General features: G+C 60.7%; 15 protein-coding genes. 12 read left to right on the forward strand and 3 right to left on the reverse strand.

Going from position 1 to position 19610, the window contains the following annotated elements; translation table 11 throughout:
- Nucleotides 1-5: 5 nt before the first annotated feature.
- The 8 genes from BN1188_RS02785 to BN1188_RS02820 all read left to right on the forward strand — a co-directional run bounded on the left by BN1188_RS02785 (nt 6) and on the right by BN1188_RS02820 (nt 11206).
- Complete coding sequence (locus BN1188_RS02785; RefSeq protein WP_040259710.1) at nt 6-338, forward strand: sarcosine oxidase subunit delta; 333 nt, start codon at nt 6-8, stop codon at nt 336-338.
- On the forward strand, nt 335-3352 hold the full coding sequence (locus tag BN1188_RS02790; protein WP_040259711.1) for a sarcosine oxidase subunit alpha: 3018 nt from the start codon (nt 335-337) through the stop codon (nt 3350-3352). The genes BN1188_RS02785 and BN1188_RS02790 overlap by 4 nt, the downstream gene beginning before the upstream one ends.
- A 30-nt stretch (nt 3353-3382) precedes the next feature.
- Nucleotides 3383-4015 (forward strand): sarcosine oxidase subunit gamma, encoded by a 633-nt coding sequence (locus tag BN1188_RS02795; protein ID WP_040259713.1) that lies wholly within the window; start codon nt 3383-3385, stop codon nt 4013-4015.
- A gap of 105 nt (nt 4016-4120) precedes the next feature.
- Entirely contained in the window at nt 4121-4978 is an 858-nt protein-coding gene (gene purU, locus BN1188_RS02800) for a formyltetrahydrofolate deformylase (protein WP_040259715.1), read from the forward strand.
- Between the two features lie 111 nt (nt 4979-5089).
- A complete protein-coding gene (gene fdhA, locus BN1188_RS02805) occupies nt 5090-6289 on the forward strand; it encodes a formaldehyde dehydrogenase, glutathione-independent (RefSeq protein WP_040259716.1) in 1200 nt (399 codons plus the stop codon).
- 779 nt (nt 6290-7068) lie between these two features.
- Complete coding sequence (locus BN1188_RS22215; RefSeq protein ID WP_052469127.1) at nt 7069-7791, forward strand: RHS repeat-associated core domain-containing protein; 723 nt, start codon at nt 7069-7071, stop codon at nt 7789-7791.
- Between the two features lie 318 nt (nt 7792-8109).
- Nucleotides 8110-10521 (forward strand): glucose/quinate/shikimate family membrane-bound PQQ-dependent dehydrogenase, encoded by a 2412-nt coding sequence (locus BN1188_RS02815; RefSeq protein ID WP_040259717.1) that lies wholly within the window; start codon nt 8110-8112, stop codon nt 10519-10521.
- Between the two features lie 121 nt (nt 10522-10642).
- The gene (locus BN1188_RS02820) at nt 10643-11206 is read left to right on the forward strand and encodes a DUF2780 domain-containing protein (protein ID WP_040259718.1); all 564 of its coding nucleotides are present in this window, start codon (nt 10643-10645) and stop codon (nt 11204-11206) included.
- 205 nt (nt 11207-11411) lie between these two features.
- Here the strand turns inward: BN1188_RS02820 and BN1188_RS02825 are convergent, their stop codons facing one another.
- Nucleotides 11412-12323, reverse strand: a complete 912-nt coding sequence (locus tag BN1188_RS02825) for an RHS repeat-associated core domain-containing protein (protein ID WP_088776179.1) — start codon at nt 12321-12323, stop codon at nt 11412-11414.
- Between the two features lie 310 nt (nt 12324-12633).
- Nucleotides 12634-13521 (reverse strand): acyltransferase, encoded by an 888-nt coding sequence (locus BN1188_RS02830; RefSeq protein WP_040259720.1) that lies wholly within the window; start codon nt 13519-13521, stop codon nt 12634-12636.
- Nucleotides 13522-13708: 187 nt separating this feature from the next.
- On the opposite strand from BN1188_RS02830, the gene rloA2 reads away from it, so the two are divergent.
- The 3 genes from rloA2 to BN1188_RS02845 all read left to right on the forward strand — a co-directional run bounded on the left by rloA2 (nt 13709) and on the right by BN1188_RS02845 (nt 16473).
- Nucleotides 13709-14212: a retropepsin-like aspartic peptidase RloA2 gene (gene rloA2 / locus BN1188_RS02835; protein ID WP_040259721.1), complete on the forward strand. Its 504-nt coding sequence runs from the start codon at nt 13709-13711 to the stop codon at nt 14210-14212.
- Nucleotides 14213-14427: 215 nt separating this feature from the next.
- Nucleotides 14428-14871, forward strand: coding sequence for a response regulator (locus BN1188_RS02840; protein WP_040259723.1), 444 nt, complete (start codon nt 14428-14430; stop codon nt 14869-14871).
- A gap of 267 nt (nt 14872-15138) precedes the next feature.
- Nucleotides 15139-16473 (forward strand): OprD family porin, encoded by a 1335-nt coding sequence (locus tag BN1188_RS02845; RefSeq protein WP_040259724.1) that lies wholly within the window; start codon nt 15139-15141, stop codon nt 16471-16473.
- A gap of 87 nt (nt 16474-16560) precedes the next feature.
- Here BN1188_RS02845 and BN1188_RS02850 read toward each other — a convergent pair whose 3' ends face one another.
- A complete protein-coding gene (locus tag BN1188_RS02850; RefSeq protein WP_040259726.1) occupies nt 16561-18750 on the reverse strand; it encodes a malate synthase G in 2190 nt (729 codons plus the stop codon).
- 185 nt (nt 18751-18935) lie between these two features.
- Between BN1188_RS02850 and BN1188_RS02855 the strand changes: the two genes are divergently transcribed.
- Complete coding sequence (locus BN1188_RS02855; protein ID WP_040259727.1) at nt 18936-19454, forward strand: glycine cleavage system transcriptional repressor; 519 nt, start codon at nt 18936-18938, stop codon at nt 19452-19454.
- Nucleotides 19455-19610: the final 156 nt, after the last annotated feature.

Genomic DNA, 19610 nt, shown 5'->3' on the forward strand with positions numbered 1-19610 from the left:
CCATCATGCTGCACATCTTCTGTCCGTATTGCGGCGAAACCCGTTCCGAAGAGGAGTTCCAGGTCGCCGGCCAAGCGCATATCGCCCGCCCTTTGGACCCCGGCGCCTGTAGCGACGAGGAGTGGGGCACCTACCTGTTCTTCCGTGACAACGTGCGTGGCATCCACCACGAACTTTGGAACCACGCGGCCGGTTGCCGCCGCTACTTCAACATGAGCCGCGACACCCTTACCTACGAGATCTACGAAACCTACCCGATCGGGGCCAAGCCCCAGGTCACTCAGAAGCCCGTGGCGCAAGCCCCGGGCCAGGCGCGCGTGCAAGGGGAAAAGGTATGAGCCAGGTCAATCGCCTGTCCCACGGCGGCCGTGTCGACCGCAACAAACGCATCGAATTCACTTTCAACGGCCAGCGCTACCTCGGCTTTGAAGGCGATACGCTCGCCTCCGCCCTGCTGGCCAACGGCGTGGACGTGATCGGGCGTAGCTTCAAGTATTCCAGGCCACGAGGCATCGTCGCCGCTGGCAGCGAAGAGCCCAATGCCGTGCTGCAACTAGGCGCTACCGAAGCGACGCAGATCCCCAACGTGCGCGCTACCCAGCAGGCCCTCTATCCGGGCCTGGTGGCCAGCAGCACCAATGGCTGGCCCAATGTCAACAATGACATGATGGGCATCCTCGGCAAGGTGGGCGGCAAGCTCATGCCGCCGGGGTTCTACTACAAGACGTTCATGTACCCGCAGTCGTTCTGGATGACTTATGAGAAGTACATCCGCAAGGCGGCGGGCCTGGGCCGCTCTCCGCTGGAAAACGACCCCGACACTTATGACTACATGAACCAGCACTGCGATGTGCTGGTAGTCGGCGCTGGCCCGGCTGGCCTTGCGGCCGCCCTGGCCGCCGCCCGCAGCGGCGCGCGGGTGATCCTCGCCGATGAGCAGGAAGAGTTTGGCGGCAGCCTGCTGGACACTCGAGAAACCCTCGACGGCCGCCTGGCGGCCGATTGGGTGGCGAGCGTCGTGGCCGAGCTGGGTGCGCTTCCCGAGGTAACGCTCTTGCCGCGTGCCACGGTGAATGGCTACCACGACCACAACTTCCTGACCATCCATCAGCGGTTGACCGACCACCTGGGCGATCGCGCGCCTATCGGGCAGGTGCGCCAGCGGGTACATAGAGTGCGCGCCGGACGCGTGGTGCTGGCCACCGGTGCCCACGAGCGGCCCCTGGTGTATGGCAACAACGACCTGCCAGGCAACATGCTGGCCGGCGCCATTTCCACCTATGTTCGTCGGTATGGCGTAGCTCCGGGCAAGCGGCTGGTGCTTAGCACCAACAACGATCACGCTTACCGGGCCGCGCTGGATTGGCTGGAGGCGGGGTTGCAAGTGGTGGCCGTCGCGGATGCTCGGCCCAACCCACGTGGCGCGCTGGTCGATGAGGCCCGTGCCCAGGGCGTGCGTGTGCTGACCAGCAGCGCGGTCATCGAAACCCGGGGTACGCGCCGGGTCACTGGCGCCCGGGTAGCTGCCATCGATCCTCGCGCCATGAAAGTCACCAGCCCAGGGGAATGGCTGGATTGTGACCTGGTCGGCAGCTCCGGGGGCTACAGCCCGGTGGTGCATCTGGCATCTCACCTGGGCGGACGGCCCGTGTGGCGTGAAGATATTCTCGGCTTCGTGCCGGGCGAGGCGCCGCAGAAGCGCGTCTGCGTGGGCGGAATCAACGGCGTCTACAGCCTGGGTGATGCCTTGGCCGATGGCTTCGAGGGCGGCGCTCGTGCCGCGGCCGAGACCGGCTTCAAGGTCGTCGAGGGCGTGCTGCCCAAGACCGTGAGCCGGGCCGAGGAGCCGACCCTGGCGCTGTTCCAGGTGCCCCACGACAAGACCACCGCGCGTGCGCCCAAGCAGTTCGTGGACCAACAAAACGATGTCACCGCCGCCGCCATCGAACTGGCCACGCGCGAAGGCTTCGAGTCGGTGGAGCACGTGAAGCGTTATACCGCGCTGGGTTTCGGTACCGACCAGGGCAAGCTGGGCAACATCAATGGCCTGGCCATCGCCGCCCGTTCGCGGGGCATTCCCATCCCGGAGATGGGCACCACCATGTTCCGCCCCAACTACACGCCCGTGACCTTTGGCGCGGTGGCGGGGCGCAATTGTGGCCACTTGTTCGACGCCGTGCGCTTCACTGCCCTGCATGCCTGGCATGTCAGGCAGGGCGCTGAATTCGAGGACGTGGGCCAGTGGAAACGGCCTTGGTATTTCCCTCGTCGAGGCGAGGATCTGCACAGCGCCGTGGCGCGTGAGTGCAAGGCCGTGCGCGAAAGCGTGGGCCTGCTGGACGCCTCGACCCTGGGCAAGATCGATATCCAGGGGCCGGACGCCCGGGAATTCCTCAACCGCGTCTATACCAACGCCTGGACCAAGCTGGACGTGGGCAAAGCCCGTTATGGCCTCATGTGCAAGGAAGACGGCATGGTCTTCGACGACGGGGTGACTGCCTGCCTGGCCGACAACCACTTCCTGATGACCACCACCACCGGCGGCGCCGCGCGGGTGTTGCAGTGGCTGGAGCTGTACCACCAGACCGAATGGCCGGAGCTGAAGGTGTATTTCACCTCAGTCACCGATCACTGGGCGACCCTGACTCTTTCCGGCCCCAACAGCCGCAAGCTGCTGAGCCAGGTGACCGACATCGACCTGGACAAAGACACCTTCCCATTCATGACCTGGAAGGAGGGCAAGGTGGCGGGCGTACCGGCGCGAGTATTCCGGATTTCCTTCACCGGCGAGCTTTCCTACGAGGTGAACGTACAGGCGGACTATGCCATGGGCGTACTCGAAGCCATTGCCGAAGCGGGCAAGGCTTACAACCTCACGCCATACGGCACCGAAACCATGCACGTGCTGCGAGCCGAGAAGGGGTTCATCATTGTGGGTCAGGACACCGATGCCTCCATGACGCCTGACGACCTCAACATGGGCTGGTGCATCGGTCGGACCAAACCGTTCTCCTGGATCGGCTGGCGCGGCATGAACCGTGAAGACTGCGTTCGCGAAGACCGCAAGCAACTGGTAGGGCTCAAGCCGGTGGACCCGAACCGTGTATTGCCGGAAGGCGCGCAACTGGTGTTCGACCCCAGGCAGCCCATTCCCATGGACATGGTCGGCCACGTGACTTCCAGCTACATGAGCAGCACCTTGGGCCGTTCCTTCGCCATGGCGGTGGTCAAGGGCGGGCTCAAGCGCATGGGGCAGAAGGTGTGGGCACCCTTGGCCGACGGCAGCGCCATCGAGGCGGAGATCTGCGGTTCGGTATTCGTTGACCCTAAAGGTGAGCGGCAAAACGTATGAGCCACCACTCCTTAACGGAAGGCCTTTGAAATGAGCACAGTCAACGTATATGCCCAGCGACCTGAAGAGACGGCCAAGGCCGAGTCGCCACTGCACCATGCCGACCTTCCTAGCCTGGTGGGCAAGGGCCGTGCAGGTGCCGGTGTAACGCTGCGGGAAAAAAAGCTGCTGGGGCACCTTACCTTGCGCGGCGATGCCAAGGACCCGGCCTTCGCCGGAGGCGTGCACAAGGCCCTGGGCCTGGAGCTGCCCATGGCACTGAACGTGGTAGGGAGCGGCGAAACCACGCTGCAATGGATGGGCCCGGATGAGTGGTTGCTGATCTGCCCGCGTGGCGAGGAGTATGCCCTGGAGCAGCGCTTGCGCGAGGCTCTGGCGGGGCTGCACATCCAGGTCGTCAATGTGAGCGGTGGGCAGACAGTGCTAGAGCTGAGCGGACCGAATGTGCGCCAGGTGTTGATGAAATCGACCAGCTATGACGTGCATCCGAACAATTTCCCAGTGGGCAAGGGCGTGGGCACGGTATTCGCCAAGTCGCAGCTCAATATCCGGCGCATGGGCGAAGACACCTGGGAGCTGGTGATACGGCGTAGTTTCGCCGATTACTGGTGGCTCTGGCTGCAGGACGCAAGCGCGGAATATGGATTGGCGATCGTGGACTAATCTGTTCGCGTCGGAGCCAGGGTCCGCTGGCGAACTCGCAAGCCTTGCTGCCCGTTCGCCAGCAGGCCCTGACCCACAAGCTCCACCCTACATTCGGAGAGCCCCATGAGCCGCAACCCCGACACCTGGATTCTCGCGGCCGATTGCCCCAGCCGCCTCGGCACAGTGGACGCCGTGACCCGCTACCTGTTCGAGCAAGGCTGCTATGTAACGGAGCATCACTCTTTCGATGACCGCCTCTCGGCGCGCTTTTTCATTCGTATCGAGTTCCGCCAGCCCGCCGGCTTCGACGAAGCAGGCTTCCGCGCCGGCCTGGCGGAGCGAGTAGGCGGGTTCGACATGAACATCGAGCTGACCGCGCCCGGTTACCGACCCAAGGTAGTGATCATGGTGTCCAAGGCGGATCACTGCCTGAACGACCTGCTCTATCGCCAGCGCATCGGCCAGCTGAACATGGACGTGACGGCGGTGATATCCAATCATCCCGACCTGGAGCCCCTGGCCCGTTGGCACGGCATTCCCTACCATCATTTCCCGCTGGACCCGGCGGACAAACCTGCCCAGGAGCGGAAGGTGCTCGATGTGATCGAGGCCACCGGTGCCGAACTGGTGATCCTTGCCCGGTACATGCAAGTGCTCTCGCCAGAGCTGTGCCGCCGACTCGATGGCTGGGCCATCAACATCCATCACTCCCTGCTACCTGGTTTCAAGGGTGCCAAGCCCTACCATCAGGCCTACAACAAGGGTGTGAAGCTGGTGGGCGCCACTGCCCACTACATCAACAACGACCTGGACGAAGGGCCAATCATCACCCAGGGCGTCGAGGCTGTGGATCATGCCCACTACCCCGAAGACCTGGTGGCCAAGGGGCGGGACATCGAGTGCCTCACCCTGGCCCGGGCCGTGGGTTATCACATCGAGCGGCGGGTGTTCCTGAACGCAAACCGCACGGTAGTGCTTTAGAAACGGCTGCAAGCCGTAAGCGGCAAGAAGCTCGCGTGCATAGCCGTCTCCTGCAGCTTGCTGCGTGAAGCTTGGGGCTTAAAACAACAACAAGAGCGAGGTGAAACAAGCATGGCTGACAATCGTGGCGTTGTGTACCTGGGAACCGGCAAGGTCGAGGTCCAGCCCATCGCCTACCCGAAGATGCAAGACCCCCGCGGCCGCAAGATCGAGCATGGCGTGATCCTGCGAGTCGTTTCCACCAACATCTGCGGCTCGGACCAGCACATGGTGCGCGGACGCACTACCGCCCAGGTAGGCCTGGTACTGGGCCACGAAATCACCGGCGAGGTGATCGAGAAGGGCAGCGACGTGGAGCATCTGCAAATCGGTGACCTGGTGTCGGTACCCTTCAATGTGGCCTGTGGTCGTTGCCGCTCCTGCAAGGAGCAACACACGGGCGTATGCCTGACGGTAAACCCGGCCCGTGCCGGCGGTGCCTACGGCTATGTGGACATGGGCGACTGGACTGGAGGGCAGGCTGAATACGTACTGGTGCCCTATGCGGACTTCAACCTGCTCAAGCTGCCCAACCGCGACAAGGCCATGGAAAAGATTCGTGACCTCACTTGCCTCTCGGATATCCTGCCCACCGGCTATCATGGCGCGGTGACCGCTGGCGTCGGGCCAGGTAGCTCGGTGTATGTGGCCGGCGCTGGCCCGGTAGGCCTGGCAGCCGCTGCCTCGGCTCGATTGCTGGGCGCCGCGGTGGTGATCGTCGGCGATGTGAATCCCACCCGCCTGGCACACGCCAAGGCCCAGGGTTTCGAGATCGCCGACCTGTCCCAGGACACCCCGCTGCATGAACAGATCGCCAATCTGCTGGGCGAGCCGGAGGTAGATTGCGCTGTGGACGCGGTCGGTTTCGAAGCTCGCGGCCATGGCCACGCCGGCGCGCAACAGGAAGCGCCCGCCACGGTGCTCAACTCGCTGATGCAGATCACCCGCGTGGCCGGGAAAATCGGCATCCCCGGCCTGTACGTCACCGAAGACCCCGGCGCCCACGACGCCGCCGCCAAGCTGGGCAGCCTGAGCATCCGCTTCGGCCTGGGCTGGGCCAAGTCCCACAGCCTGCACACGGGGCAGACGCCGGTCATGAAATACAACCGGCAACTGATGCAAGCCATCATGTGGGATCGCATCAACATTGCCGAAGTGGTCGGCGTGCAGGTGATCAGCCTGGATCAGGCGCCCCAGGGCTACGGCGAGTTCGATGCGGGGGTACCGAAGAAATTCGTGATCGACCCGCATGGGTTGTTCAGCGCGGCATGATAACAACGGAAGCGCGACGCTGCGGCGCGCTTCCGTTTTTAACGGTAGAAGCTTTCGGGATAGAACCACTCCGATACATATTCAGAGCCTGGCTGATATTTTACGACATAAACTTCCCCCTGAATGTCAATGCCGCCTGCGGGGTTTCCTCTAAATGCCCTTGAGGCTATCGCAGCGTCAACATTTCCTACATCATTTTGGACATTCACAACGCCACGGAATGCCTTTACAGGTTTATTCGTGCGGTCGGCGAGGATTCTCGGAATAGGTGGAATGTTTCTGTATGGATGGGCTTCAGCAGAGGAGCAACTTAATAATCTGATATATCGGTAGTCTTGGAAGTCAATCCCCCGATTTTATTAGTCTGTCATATAGTACGTTGCCATCTGCGGCTTCTCCGTCAAGTTTGACCAGGCCCGGTCTGCCATGGGTATTTATATTGAGTCGCCGATAGCCCTTATGGATGTCATCATGTACGCTTATCTCGGACGCGATTTTACGAACATTTTTTGTCCAAGATATTTATTCGAGTCGTATTGGGATTCAGATTTGAATAGCTGCCCAGCGTAAATAAAAACCCCCGCTCAGTATGTCAAGGCCCTGGTAATGCCTGGTCCTGAGGAAGTCTGGCAGGTTGTCAGGTAGCGCCGGACGCCTCGATTTTCTAGAGTGAAATCCGGTATTCATTCGAGGAAACTGCCTTGAGGTCTCAAAATTCCTTTCGATCAATAAAGGCTGACTGGTTGATGAGCGGGACTCATTCGCTGCCGGGTGGGCGCATGACCCCCTTTGGGGTGCAAGTTCGGGATTTGTTGCAATCGACCTACTACAAAGGCAAAAAATTCGAAGCACCACAGCCGGGACTTGTGGTTGGGCGTGGTTATCGAGCCTACCTTTCTTCCCTTGGCCGTTTCATTCAGCCCGACGTGCTTTCGCCTTTCGGGCACGGCGGCCGCAATGCTTATGGCTATTGCCTGAATGATCCTGTCAACAGAATCGACCCCAGCGGCGCGGCGTCCATCGGGAAACTCTTTAGCAGGTTGTTCAGGCGTGGCGTCAGGAAATCACGCGGCGGCTCCAAGGTTTCCAGGGATACAAGCGTCAAGGGGCTGCGTAACGGATACCCGCATCACCTGGAAGCTGAGTACAACCTGTTCGCAAAAAACTATCGGCAAGACCCTCGCCGTATTATCACCACCACTCCAGACGTTGCGCGACTCGATACAGGCGTTGAATACAAGTTTGTCTTTGCTGATGATCGACTCATTGTGTCTCCCAGCGGGGCCAAGGGTGGCCAGCGCTATATATCCCACGCGGTCGTGGCGGAGCTTATGCCTGGCGCACCGGTCGAGAGTGCTGGAATGCTGAGTAAAGGATCGCTTGGCGAAATACTCCTGACCAATCACTCGGGGCATTTTCGCGCTGATGCCATGAGGCTGGAGCGGCCGGCTCGCTACCTTGAAGGTCTGGGTTTCGACGTCGTCCGACAGGCCATCCACTAGTGTTTATCGAGGCGACGCTGCATCGCGGCTGGTAGGCGCGGTGCTGTTGGAGCAGAGCAGCGGTGCCTGCGAAGACGATATATACGGTTGGAGGTCTACGAAGTCGTCAACGACAGTCCATGGGTCACTGAATTATTGCTCGGGGCGTAACAGTCTTTCTTCCTGTACAGGTGAGCCAATTTGTCGCAGCTGAGCGGCCGCTTTTGGTACTATTGGAAAACGAACCGGTTGGTTAATAGCTATTGTTGACCTGGGGCTGAGTGTTTGCTCGATGCTGCTGATTCGGTCCAAGAACGAAGAAATCAAGGTATAGGGTTGATGACTACTGAAAATCGTGCGGCAGGCCCGCGAAAGCTTCTTCTGGGAGCCTTGGGCGTGATCATCGCGCTTCTGGGCCTGTTCCTGGGGGCGGGGGGTGTTTACCTGACGACTCTGGGCGGGAGCTGGTACTTTTTGTTGATGGGGCTGGCCATGATCGTGGCCGGCCTGCTGATTGCCCGACGTGATCCTCGGGGCGCCTGGATATATGCCGCAGCATTTGTGTTGACCGGCGTTTGGGCAGTATGGGACGCGGGCTGGGAATACTGGCCGCTGGTGTCGCGCGTACTGACCTTCGCTGTGATCGCGCTGGTAGTGGCATTGGCGTACCCCAGCCTCAAGCGCGCCGCTGGTCAGCCCGGCGGCCGCGCGGCTTACGGTGTTGCCGGTGCGCTGGCAGTAGGCGTGGTCGCTACCCTGGTGGCGATGTTCTCGCCAAAAAATGTTCTGGTGGCCAGCGAAACCGCGTCCCCGGTGCAACCTGTGGCGCCAGGCAGTGAGCAGAAGAACTGGGAGCACTGGGGCAATACCACGCACGGCAACCGTTTCGCCGCGCTGGACCAGATTACCCGGGAGAACGTGAGCAAGCTGCAAGTCGCCTGGAGCTTCCACACCGGCGACATTCCGCAAAGTACAGGCGCGGGCGCCGAAGATCAGAACACGCCTCTGCAAATCGGCGATACGGTCTACGCCTGTACCGCCTACGGCAAGGTATTCGCCCTGGACGCCGATACCGGTACACAGAAGTGGACCTTCGATCCCAAGGGCAGCGCGCCTAACTGGCAGCGCTGCCGTGGCCTGGGATACCACGACGACACCGAGGCCTCCGTCACTGCTGTCACGGATGTGGCCGTTGCGCCATCGGCTTCGATACCGACTGCGGCCGCGGCCTGTCGCAAGCGACTGTTCCTGCCCACCGGCGATGCTCGCCTGGTAGCCCTCGACGCTGACACCGGCAAGCCCTGCGAGGACTTCGGCGACCACGGCGTGGTCGATCTGAAAGTAGACATGGGTGAGGTCAAGCCCGGCTTCTACCAGCAAACCTCTACGCCACTCGTAGCGGGTGACAAGGTCATCGTAGGTGGCCGAGTAGCGGACAACTGGTCCACTGGCGAGCCGCCGGGGGTGGTCCGTGCCTATGACGTGCACAGCGGCGAACTGGCCTGGGCCTTCGATCCGGGCAACCCGGACACCACCAAGCGTCCTCCTGCCGGTCAGACCTACACTCCCGGCACGCCGAACGTATGGTCGGCCATGGCCTACGACGCCAAGCTGGGCCTGGTGTACCTGCCCACTGGCAACGCCACTCCGGACTTCTTCGGCGGCACTCGCACGGCGCAGGACGATAAGTACAGTTCCTCGATCGTGGCGGTGGAAGTAGGCACGGGTCGGGTGCGCTGGCACTTCCAGACCACCCACCATGACCTCTGGGACTTCGACCTGCCGGCCCAGCCGCTGCTCTACGATGTGCCCAACGATCACGGCGGTACCGATCCGGCACTGGTGCAGGTAACCAAGCAGGGCATGATCTTCATGCTCAACCGGGAAACCGGCGTGCCGCTGGCGAAGGTGGAAGAGCGTCCGGTACCTCAAGGCAACCTGGAAGGCGAGCGCTATTCGCCGACTCAGCCGTTCTCGGTGGAGCTGCCGAACATTGGCAACCAGACCCTTGCCGAAGCGGACATGTGGGGCGCGACACCTTTCGACCAATTGCTGTGCCGCATCAGCTTCAAGGGCATGCGCCATGAAGGCGTCTATACCCCGCCGGGGCTGGATCATGCGTTGCAGTTCCCAGGCTCCCTGGGTGGCATGAACTGGGGTAGCGTGTCGGTGGACCCAACCACGAACTACATGTTCGTGAACGACATGCGCCTGGGCCTGGCCAACTACATGATCAAGCGCGAAAACATGCCGAAGAACTCCAACGGCATCGAAATGGGCGTGGTACCCCAAGTGGGCACTCCCTATGGCGCCATGCGTCAGCGCTTCCTCTCAGCTGTGGGCATTCCTTGCCAGAAGCCGCCGTTCGGGACCATGTCGGCGATCGATCTGAAAACCAAGAAAATGGTTTGGCAGGTGCCGGTGGGCACCGTCCAGGACACCGGCCCGCTGGGTATCCGCATGCACATGCAGATCCCGATCGGCATGCCCACCCTGGGCGCGTCCCTGGCTACCCAGTCCGGCCTGGTGTTCTTCGCCGGCACCCAGGACTTCTACCTGCGCGCCTATGACTCGCGCACCGGTCATGAAGTATGGAAGGCTCGCCTGCCGGTAGGTAGCCAGTCCGGCCCCATGACCTATGTGTCGCCGAAAACCGGCAAGCAGTATGTGCTGCTGACCGTGGGGGGCGCGCGGCAGTCCCCGGACCGTGGAGATATGGTGATGGCGTTCGCTTTGCCAGATCGGGACTGATCCCGCTTCGATCGGAAGGCGGGTTTGGCTCTGCCTTCCTTTATCGACGCCGGAGGTTGAACCCTTCGGCCCAGTCGCGTCCAATAAGGGTCTTCCGTATGTGTTTCAGGAGCAGTACCCGATGCGTATCTCCCTCAGCCTGCTGGCGTTCTCCCTTGTTCTGGTAGGCGGCCAGGCCATGGCCTTCAACCTCAATGACGCGGTGAATGCCGCCGCTACCCTGCAGAACGGCAAGCAGAACGGCGCGCCTGTGGCTGCCGCGGCACCGGCGGCAGGGTTGTTGAATACGCTGGGTACGCAGTTGAACATCACGCCGGAGCAGGCCATTGGCGGTACTGGAGCGATGCTGGGCCTGGCGAAGAATCAATTACCCGCCGCCCAATACAAGGAGCTTAGCAAGTCGGTTCCGGGCCTGGACAAGCTCTCCGGCAACAATGCCCTGGGCGGGCTGGTGGGCTTGAGTGGCCTGATGGGCAAGTCGGACAGCCAGAAAGCCAACGCGCTGAACAATGCCCTGACGAACGTCAAGACCGCCCAGGACATGAACAGCGCCTTCACCCAGCTGGGCATGAACAGCACTATGGTCAGCCAGTTCGCGCCCATCATCCTTCAGTATCTGGGCCAGCAGGGCGCCAACGGCTCGGCGCTGTCCAGTCTGGCGTCCCTGTGGGGTGCCAAGCCCTAAGCGTGCCGCGCCCGTAGCGCTTTGGTGCGAGCGTCTGTCTCGGTTACGAAGCGGGCGCCTTTGGGATAATTTCGTCTTGTCCTCGGTTAAGGCTTGTCTAGTTCGCAAGCCTTGTAGGTGATTTCAACGCTCAGTCACACCGATGTAGGTGCTTGTTCGGGACATCCTTGCTCTAGTCCTTCATGAAGGGGTAGTCCATCCCCCATCATCTGAAGACATCCACCCAATAATGGAAGCGTCCGAATCCAAGCATATTGCTAGGGTCAGGCGGTCCATTGTAATTAGGTGCCGCCCGGACCTGACCATAAGGGAATTCTTTCCTGACCCGCCTTAGAGGATAGCCGCGGTTGTTTGCCGAAGAGGGCATAACGCCTGGAATCTCATAATAATGAGCGCGCTCAGCGAAAAGAACTGCCGAGGCGCGCTCATCCGGCAATTGGCGGAGAAAAGCCTCGTCTGAAATACGGTTGGTGTTGTGGTATACCGCCTTCGAAGTCCGGTTAAGCGCAACCATGCTTCTGGAGTCGAGTATTTGAGTTATGTTACCTAGGACATCCGGATGTTTGATGGCCAGGCGTTCAATGGGGCGGGCTTTGAGAGCCTCGGCTGCTACACTGTGCATGGTTCTCGAAGTAGCCCCAAGCGCCATGACACTACGAGTGTCGAGATGCTGTGCTATGTTCTGTGCAACATGGGGCGCTTGGCACGCCAACTGCTCCAATGGGCTCAACGATGCTCGGGAGTGTATGACAATTTCTGTAAGTTCATCCATGCCCGATGAGTGTCTTGAAAATAAGGCTTTAATCCGTTTCCAAAAAGCACCCGAGTTATCATGCTTGTTGACGGGATCACCCGCGCAATAGGCATAGGAATTGACTCCACCTTTTCCGAACGGACTCAGTGCGTCAGAACTGAGAAATCGGTATAGCGTGGGAGAGTAGGCTCGATATCCATGACCCAGCAAATAAAAGCCAGATTCTGGTACCTGAGCATTGTAGGCGACTCGTCCCATATGAGTCGGATGTGTGAACCCGTGTGGGGTATAGGCATGCCAGCGTCCATGTGATGATTTCAGTACGCTTCGGGCCGTGTCGGTCAGTACTGGTGTGCTATTCATAGGCATTCCCCCCGTATATGCTTAATGAAAACATAGGGGAGGGGGGGTAGCTACCTGGCAAGATGTTAGGTGGCAGGTCCGTAGCAAGCGATGGGGCCAGGGAGCCTACTCTTCGCCCAATCGCTTCACATAGCGGCATCTTGTTGGTATACCCGGTGCGTATTTCATCAGCCTATGGGCGGCTTCTAGCGATGCAAGGCAGCCAGGCCGGAGTTGAACTTCACTACCGTGCTCCTCCTGCACCTTGCGCAATAACTTGGGCAGCAAGGCGCCGGCCGCTCGGCCCCAGGCCCCTCTGGAATGCCAAGCCCTAGCCGTGCCGCACCCTTAACGCTTCGATGCGGGCATCCTTTTCCGCCCACAACTCGTTCACCCAGGCCTGCACCTGCTGACGGAAGGCGGGGTCGTTCTCATAGTCGCCCTGGATAAGGGCCGGGTCGATAGCGCGGGCGCGGATGTCCACGATCACCTTGTTCACCCGGCCGCAGAGCAGGTCCCAGAATCCGGGAATGCGTTGGCTGGGATAGACCACGGTCACATCCAGCAGTTGATTCAATTGTGCCCCCATGGCGGCGAGCACGAAGGCGACTCCGCCAGCCTTGGGCTTGAGCAAATGACGGAAGGGCGAAGCCTGTTGGTCATGCTTGGCCTGGGTGAAGCGAGTGCCTTCCAGGTAATTGACCACGGTCACCGGCTGGCGCTTGTAAAGTTCGCACGCCTTGCGCGTGATTTCCAAATCCTTGCCGCGCAGGTGTGGGTGCTTGTCCAGGAATGCCTTGCTGTAGCGCTTCATGAAAGGGTAATCCAGCGCCCACCAGGCCAGGCCCAGCAGCGGTACCCAGATCAGTTCTTTCTTGAGGAAGAACTTGAAGAAGGGCGCGCGGCGGTTGAACGCCTGGATCAGCGCCGGGATGTCCACCCACGACTGGTGATTGCTCACCACCAGGTAGGACGCGTCCACGTGCAGCGCTTCCAGGCCACGGATGTCCCAGCGGGTGGGCGTGCACAAGGCGAAGATGGCCTTGTCGATCTCCGCCCAGGTTTCGGCGATCCACATCACTCCACGAGACGCCCGGTCGCGCATGAGGGGCGGTGTCACCAATTTCACCAATGCAAGCACTGTCAACGGGCCGATGAATACCAGGGTATTGATGAGCAGCAGCGAAGCGGTGAGGCAGCCATTGAGCAGGCGAAGCATGAACGCACTCGTTTATGAAAGGAGGCCGACATCATAATGGGGTGTCGCGGCTGCGCCAAATGCATCCGACTGAGCGGGACTTCACGAAACTTTTACTTTCTCCCCGTCCGCTTGCCCTTACCTTAGCTTTTGCCGAACTTATAGTCGCGCAACGCTCTAATTTTTCGCGCCCCTAAGGAATACGTCCGTGAAAGCCGTGCTCGCCCTGTTGTCGCTGTTATCGCTACCGGCCTTGGCCGCCGAACCTACCCTGTATGGCCGCTACGAATACTTCAAGCTGCCAGAGCTGGGCCAGACGCTCAAAGCCAAGATGGATACCGGAGCGCTTACGGCTTCGCTGTCAGCGCGCAATATCGAAACCTTCACCCGCAACGGCGAAGACTGGGTACGCTTCCAGCTCGCCACCAAGGACTCGGACGGCAAGGTGTACGAGCACAAGGTTTCCCGTACGAGCCGAATCAAAAGCCGTGCTGATGAAAACGATGGGGACGAAGAGGGGGTCGAGGTTGCTCATCGCCCCGTAATCGACCTGGAAATGTGCCTGGGCGATGTCAAGCAGACTATCGAGGTGAACCTCACCGACCGTAGCAGCTTCAACTATCCCCTGCTGATTGGCGCCAAGGGCTTGCGCGAGTTCGGCGCGGCGGTGAATCCGGCGCGGCGCTATGTCGCCGGCCAGCCTGAGTGCTAGCCGCTGGTATCGGGATTGGTAAGGAGTATCGCCTGAGGCCCGCCTGGTCGCGATGCGAGGCCAATTGGCGCCGGTTGTAGGTATCGCTTGTGAAACAGGGCTTTTTCAGGTTGGCAAGCGCAGGGCTATGCTGCACCTTATGCAGCCTGTCGCGCCCGCCGGCTTGGCCAAGGCGCGCGTCAGACCTGTTTTGCAAGTAACGGATGGCGAGCCCGATGTCAGACCTGGATATCCTCAGCGACGAGGAGCGCGAGGCCCTTAATGAGATTCTGCTGGTGCCCAGGTTGGCGCCTCCGGGCGTGCTCATTGTGGACGATGATACTGATGCCCGCGAGTTGCTGGCGCAGATTCTGGCCTTGCATGGGGTGCAGGCTTCGACTGCGAGCGATGCCCAATCGGCCTTCGAGCTGCTGATGAACGACCGTACCCTAGGCTTGCTGGTTACAGACCTGCGCATGGCGCCCGCCTCGGGATTGGACCTTGTCCGCCGAATACGCGAGTCAGAGCGCGCGGCGCTGCCTATCATCATCGTTTCAGGCGACGCTGGTGTAAAAGATGCGATCGAGGCCATGCACTTGAGCGTCGTGGACTTTCTCCTGAAGCCCATTGATCCCTATCAGCTCATTACCCTAGTGAGGCGCGAGCTGGGTATGAACTGACTTACGAATAAAAAATCCATTCTTCAGATCTTTTTAGCATAGCCTGCTTTCAAAAAGCTTAATCTCTAAAATGTGTGTATCAGCGAATTTTCATGCTTATCAAACCAATTGACAGCTTTTAGGAGTTTTTTCAGGCCTTGGCTTCCTCTCTCAAGCGTGTCGAAACGCATCGGCTTGTTACATAACCCGCAACACACCATTGCAATACATGTCACCTGCCTGATATCTATGCCCCCGCAAAAATTAGAAACACATGGGGAGCACCAAATGACTGTAACCACCAAGACTCGGCTGAGCGCATTGGCCGTGGGCGCTGGGTTGTGCCTGCCAACGCTGGCCCTCGCCGATTTCATCAAGGACAGCAAGGCTACGCTGTCGATGCGCAACTTCTATTTCAATAACGATTACCGGGAACAAACCTCAAGCGCGGGCAGCAAGCTGGCCGAGTGGGGGCAAGGGTTCGTTCTCGACTATAAATCCGGCTTCACCGACGGGACCCTAGGCTTCGGCCTGGATGCCCAGGCGCTCCTGGGCCTGACCCTGGACAGCGGCAGCGGCCGTCACCAGGGCAGCACCATGATTCCTTCGGAGTCCAATGGTGACGCGGTAGACCAGTGGAGCCACGCGGGTGTGACCGGCAAGGTGCGCCTGTCCAAGACTGAGCTGCGCTACGGCAACCTGCAGCCCAAGCTGCCGATCCTGGTGTCCAACGATGGTCGCCTGCTGCCGCAGACCTTCGAAGGCGGCATGATCACCTCTAATGAGATCGACGGCCTCAAGCTGACGGCTGGTCGCCTTGAGCATGTGGTAGGTCGTGCCTCAACCAACCGTACCGGCATGGCGGTATCCGGTGGCACCCAGGAGAGCAACGAGTTCTGGTTCGGTGGTGCCGACTACACGATCAATGACCAGCTGACCGCCCAGTACTACTACGCCAACCTGGAAGATTATTACAAGCAGCACTTCGCAGGCCTGGTGCACGTTTACCCGATCAGCAAGGACCAGTCCTTCAAGACGGACCTGCGTTACTTCAAGACCGACGCCGATGGCGCCAACGACTCGGCCGCTGGCCGTGCCGCGGGCTATAAGGTGGGTGGCTACAGCAACGGCACCAACGGCAAGATCGACAATGATACCTGGAGCGCCATCTTCACCTACGCCCTGGGCGGTCACTCCTTCACTGCCGGTTATCAGAGCGTGTCCGATAACAGCAACTTCGTGCAGTTGAACCAGGGCGGCCTGGTCAACGAAGGCGCGGGCGGTGCCAGCCTCTACCTGTTCACCGACCGTCTGATTTCCACCTTCACCCGGGCTGGTGAACAAACGCGCTTCGGTCAGTATGCCTACAACTTCAGCCAAGTTGGCATCCCGGGGCTGACCGCTTCGGTCACCTACCTCAAGGGCACCGGGATCGAAGCCACCAGCGGTAGCGATACCAAAGAGTGGGAACGTGACATCGCAGTGGACTACGTAGTCCAGAGCGGCACCTTCAAGGGTGTCGGCTTTGGCTGGCGTAACGGGATGCTGCGCACCAACGTCAGCGGTGACTACGACCAGGACCAGAACCGCCTGATCGTCAGCTACAGCTTGCCGTTGCTCTAACCCGCCTCGCCTGCAGGAGCCAGCGAAGCTGGCGAGTTTGCGCAATTGCCGCGCCACTTCGCCAGCTGGCGCTGGCTCCTGCAGGATTCAGACGGTGCTGGACGAACCCATGGCAGCCTTGTACTGGCGGCGCCGACGGTGCAACACCGGCTCGGTGTAGCCATTGGGTTGTCGGGCGCCTTCGAGCACCAGTTCCAGCGCGGCCTGGAACGCGATATTGCTGCCGAACGCCGGTGCCATGGGGCGGTAGGCCGGGTCCGAGGCGTTCTGCCGGTCCACCACCGGTGCCATGCGCTCGAGGCTCTCCACTACCTGGGCCTGGCTCACCACACCATGGCGCAACCAGTTCGCCAGAAGCTGGCTGGAAATGCGCAGGGTGGCGCGGTCTTCCATCAACCCTACATCGTGGATGTCCGGCACCTTGGAGCAGCCCACGCCCTGGTCTATCCAGCGCACCACGTAGCCAAGAATGCCTTGGGCGTTGTTATCCAGTTCCTGGCGGATCGCCTCCTGGCTCCAGTTGACCTCCGGTGCCAGTGGAATACGGAGGATGTCGTCCAGGGGCGCGGGCTCGCGATTGGCCAGTTCAGCCTGTCGGGCGAATACGTCCACCTGGTGATAGTGCAAGGCGTGCAAGGTCGCGGCGGTGGGCGAGGGTACCCAGGCGGTATTGGCCCCTGATCGTGGGTGGGCGATTTTCTGTTCCAGCATGGCGGCCATCAAGTCCGGCATGGCCCACATGCCCTTGCCAATCTGTGCGCGCCCCTGAAGGCCACACGCCAGGCCGACATCCACGTTCTGGTTCTCGTAGGCGGCGATCCAGGGTTGGGCCTTCATCTCGGCCTTGCGTACCATGGGACCAGCCTCCATGGAAGTGTGGATTTCATCCCCGGTACGGTCCAGGAAGCCGGTATTGATGAAGACCACGCGCTCGCGCGCTACCTGGATACAGGCCGCGAGATTGACCGTGGTACGCCTTTCCTCGTCCATGATGCCCATTTTCAGGGTATTGGCGGCAAGCCCCAATACGCTTTCGACCCGGGCGAACAATTCGTTGGCGAAGGCCACTTCGTCCGGGCCGTGCATCTTCGGCTTGACGATGTACACCGAGCCGGTGCGGCTGTTGCGCCGAGTGCCGTTGCCACGCAAATCGTGCAGCGCCGCCAGGCTGGTGAAGAGCGCGTCCAGTATGCCTTCCGGTACTTCGTGGCCGTTCTGATCCAGCACGGCGTCGCTGGTCATAAGGTGGCCCACATTGCGCACGAAGAGCAGCGAGCGGCCATGCAGGGTCAGCGACTCGCCATTGGGCGCTGAATAGACGCGGTCCGGATTGAGGGTCCGGGTGAATACCTTGCCCTGCTTGTTCACCGGCTCGGCCAGGTCGCCCTTCATCAGCCCAAGCCAGTTGCGATACACCAGTACCTTGTCGTCAGCATCCACCGCGGCGACCGAATCCTCGCAGTCCATGATGGTGGTGAGGGCCGACTCCATCAGCACGTCCTTCATGCCCGCCGGGTCGGTGCGACCGATCGGGCTGCTGGCGTCGAGCTGAATCTCGAAATGCAGGCGGTTATGTTCGAGCAACACCGCCTGCGGTGCCTGCGGCGCCCCTTGATAGCCGACGAACTGGGCGGGATTGGCCAGCGCGGCTTTTTGCCCGTTCGCCAAGGTTATGCACAGCGTGCCATCCTCGACGGAGTAAGCGGTGGCCTGGGCATGAGAACCTTCCGTCAAAGGCGCCGCCTGGTCCAGGAAGGCCTTGGCGAAGGCAACCACCTTGGCGCCTCGCGCCGGGTTGTAGTCCTTGCCGCGCTCCGCGCCCTGCGCCTCGCTAATGGCATCGGTGCCATAGAGCGCATCGTAGAGCGAACCCCAGCGCGCGTTGCAGGCGTTCAATGCGAAGCGCGCATTCATCACCGGCACCACCAGCTGGGGGCCAGCGATGCGGGCGATTTCTTCATCTACATTCGCGGTGGTCACGGTGAATTCCGCTGGCGTCTGCACCAGGTAACCGATGTCCTGCAGGAAGGCCTTGTACGCCATGGCGTCGTGTGGCTGGCCCCGGCGGGCCTGATGCCAGGCGTCCAGGCGCGCTTGAAGCGCGTCGCGCCGGGCGAGCAGGTCACGATTGCGCGGAGCCAAGGCCTCGATCACCTCGGCCGCGCCAGCCCAGAACGCCTGCGCGTCCAGGCCGCTGCCGGGGATGACCTCGTCATTGACGAAATCGCGCAGTACCTGGGCCACCTGCAAGTTGCCTACTTGGACATACTCGGTCATTGCCTGCCTCACTCAAGGTGTCGCGTGGATGGACCCACTCGGTTATGTAGTGGTTTTTCTCGGATACTACATGAGCCTTTGCATTAGGCAAAATGAGACTGAACGGTCATCGCGAATTCGTGGCGAGCGCAGCCGGTAGGCGAGGCTTGCCTATACTGCATAGCCAAACCCAAGGGAGAGCTGCCGTGGAACAACTGGTGTTGACTGTACTGGCCCCGGACAAAGCCGGCCAGGTCGAGAGCATCGCCGAGTGTGTCGCCGCACACCAGGGTAACTGGCTGGAAAGCCAGATGGCGCGCATGGGGGGCCACTTTGCCGGTATCTTGCGGATCGAAGTCCCTGCCAGCCGGAAGGCGACGCTGACAGAGGCGCTCGGGCGGTTGCAGGAGCGAGGCATCGGGGTGTTGATCGAACCTACCGCGCCGCTGGAAACGGGACGTTGGAAGCCGGTCAACCTTAGCCTTACCGCCAATGACCGGCCGGGCATCGTGCGTGACATCTCTCGGTTGCTGGCTGGGCAGGGTGTGAACGTAGAGCGTTTATCCACAGCGGTTTGTCCTGCTCCCATGAGCAACGAGGCGCTATTCCAGGCCCAAGCGCAACTCGCCGTGCCAGAAGGTCTTGCACTTGGGGACCTGCAGCGGGCCTTCGAAACCTTGGCCGACGAATTGCTCGTGGAGTTGAATCTGACGGCAGCCGTTTAGGTTATTCATGGAAAACTTGAATCCAGCTGTGGATAACCTGGGGGATGAACGCTGCATGTCGCAGCTGGCAAGGCTTGCAGAGAAGTGATCAAAATCTGATCAAAGGCGTGGGTCTTGTGCACAGTCCGAGTGGACCAGCTTGTGGATAACCCTGGG

The organism is Pseudomonas massiliensis (assembly GCF_000826105.1).
Lineage (GTDB): Bacteria > Pseudomonadota > Gammaproteobacteria > Pseudomonadales > Pseudomonadaceae > Aquipseudomonas > Aquipseudomonas massiliensis.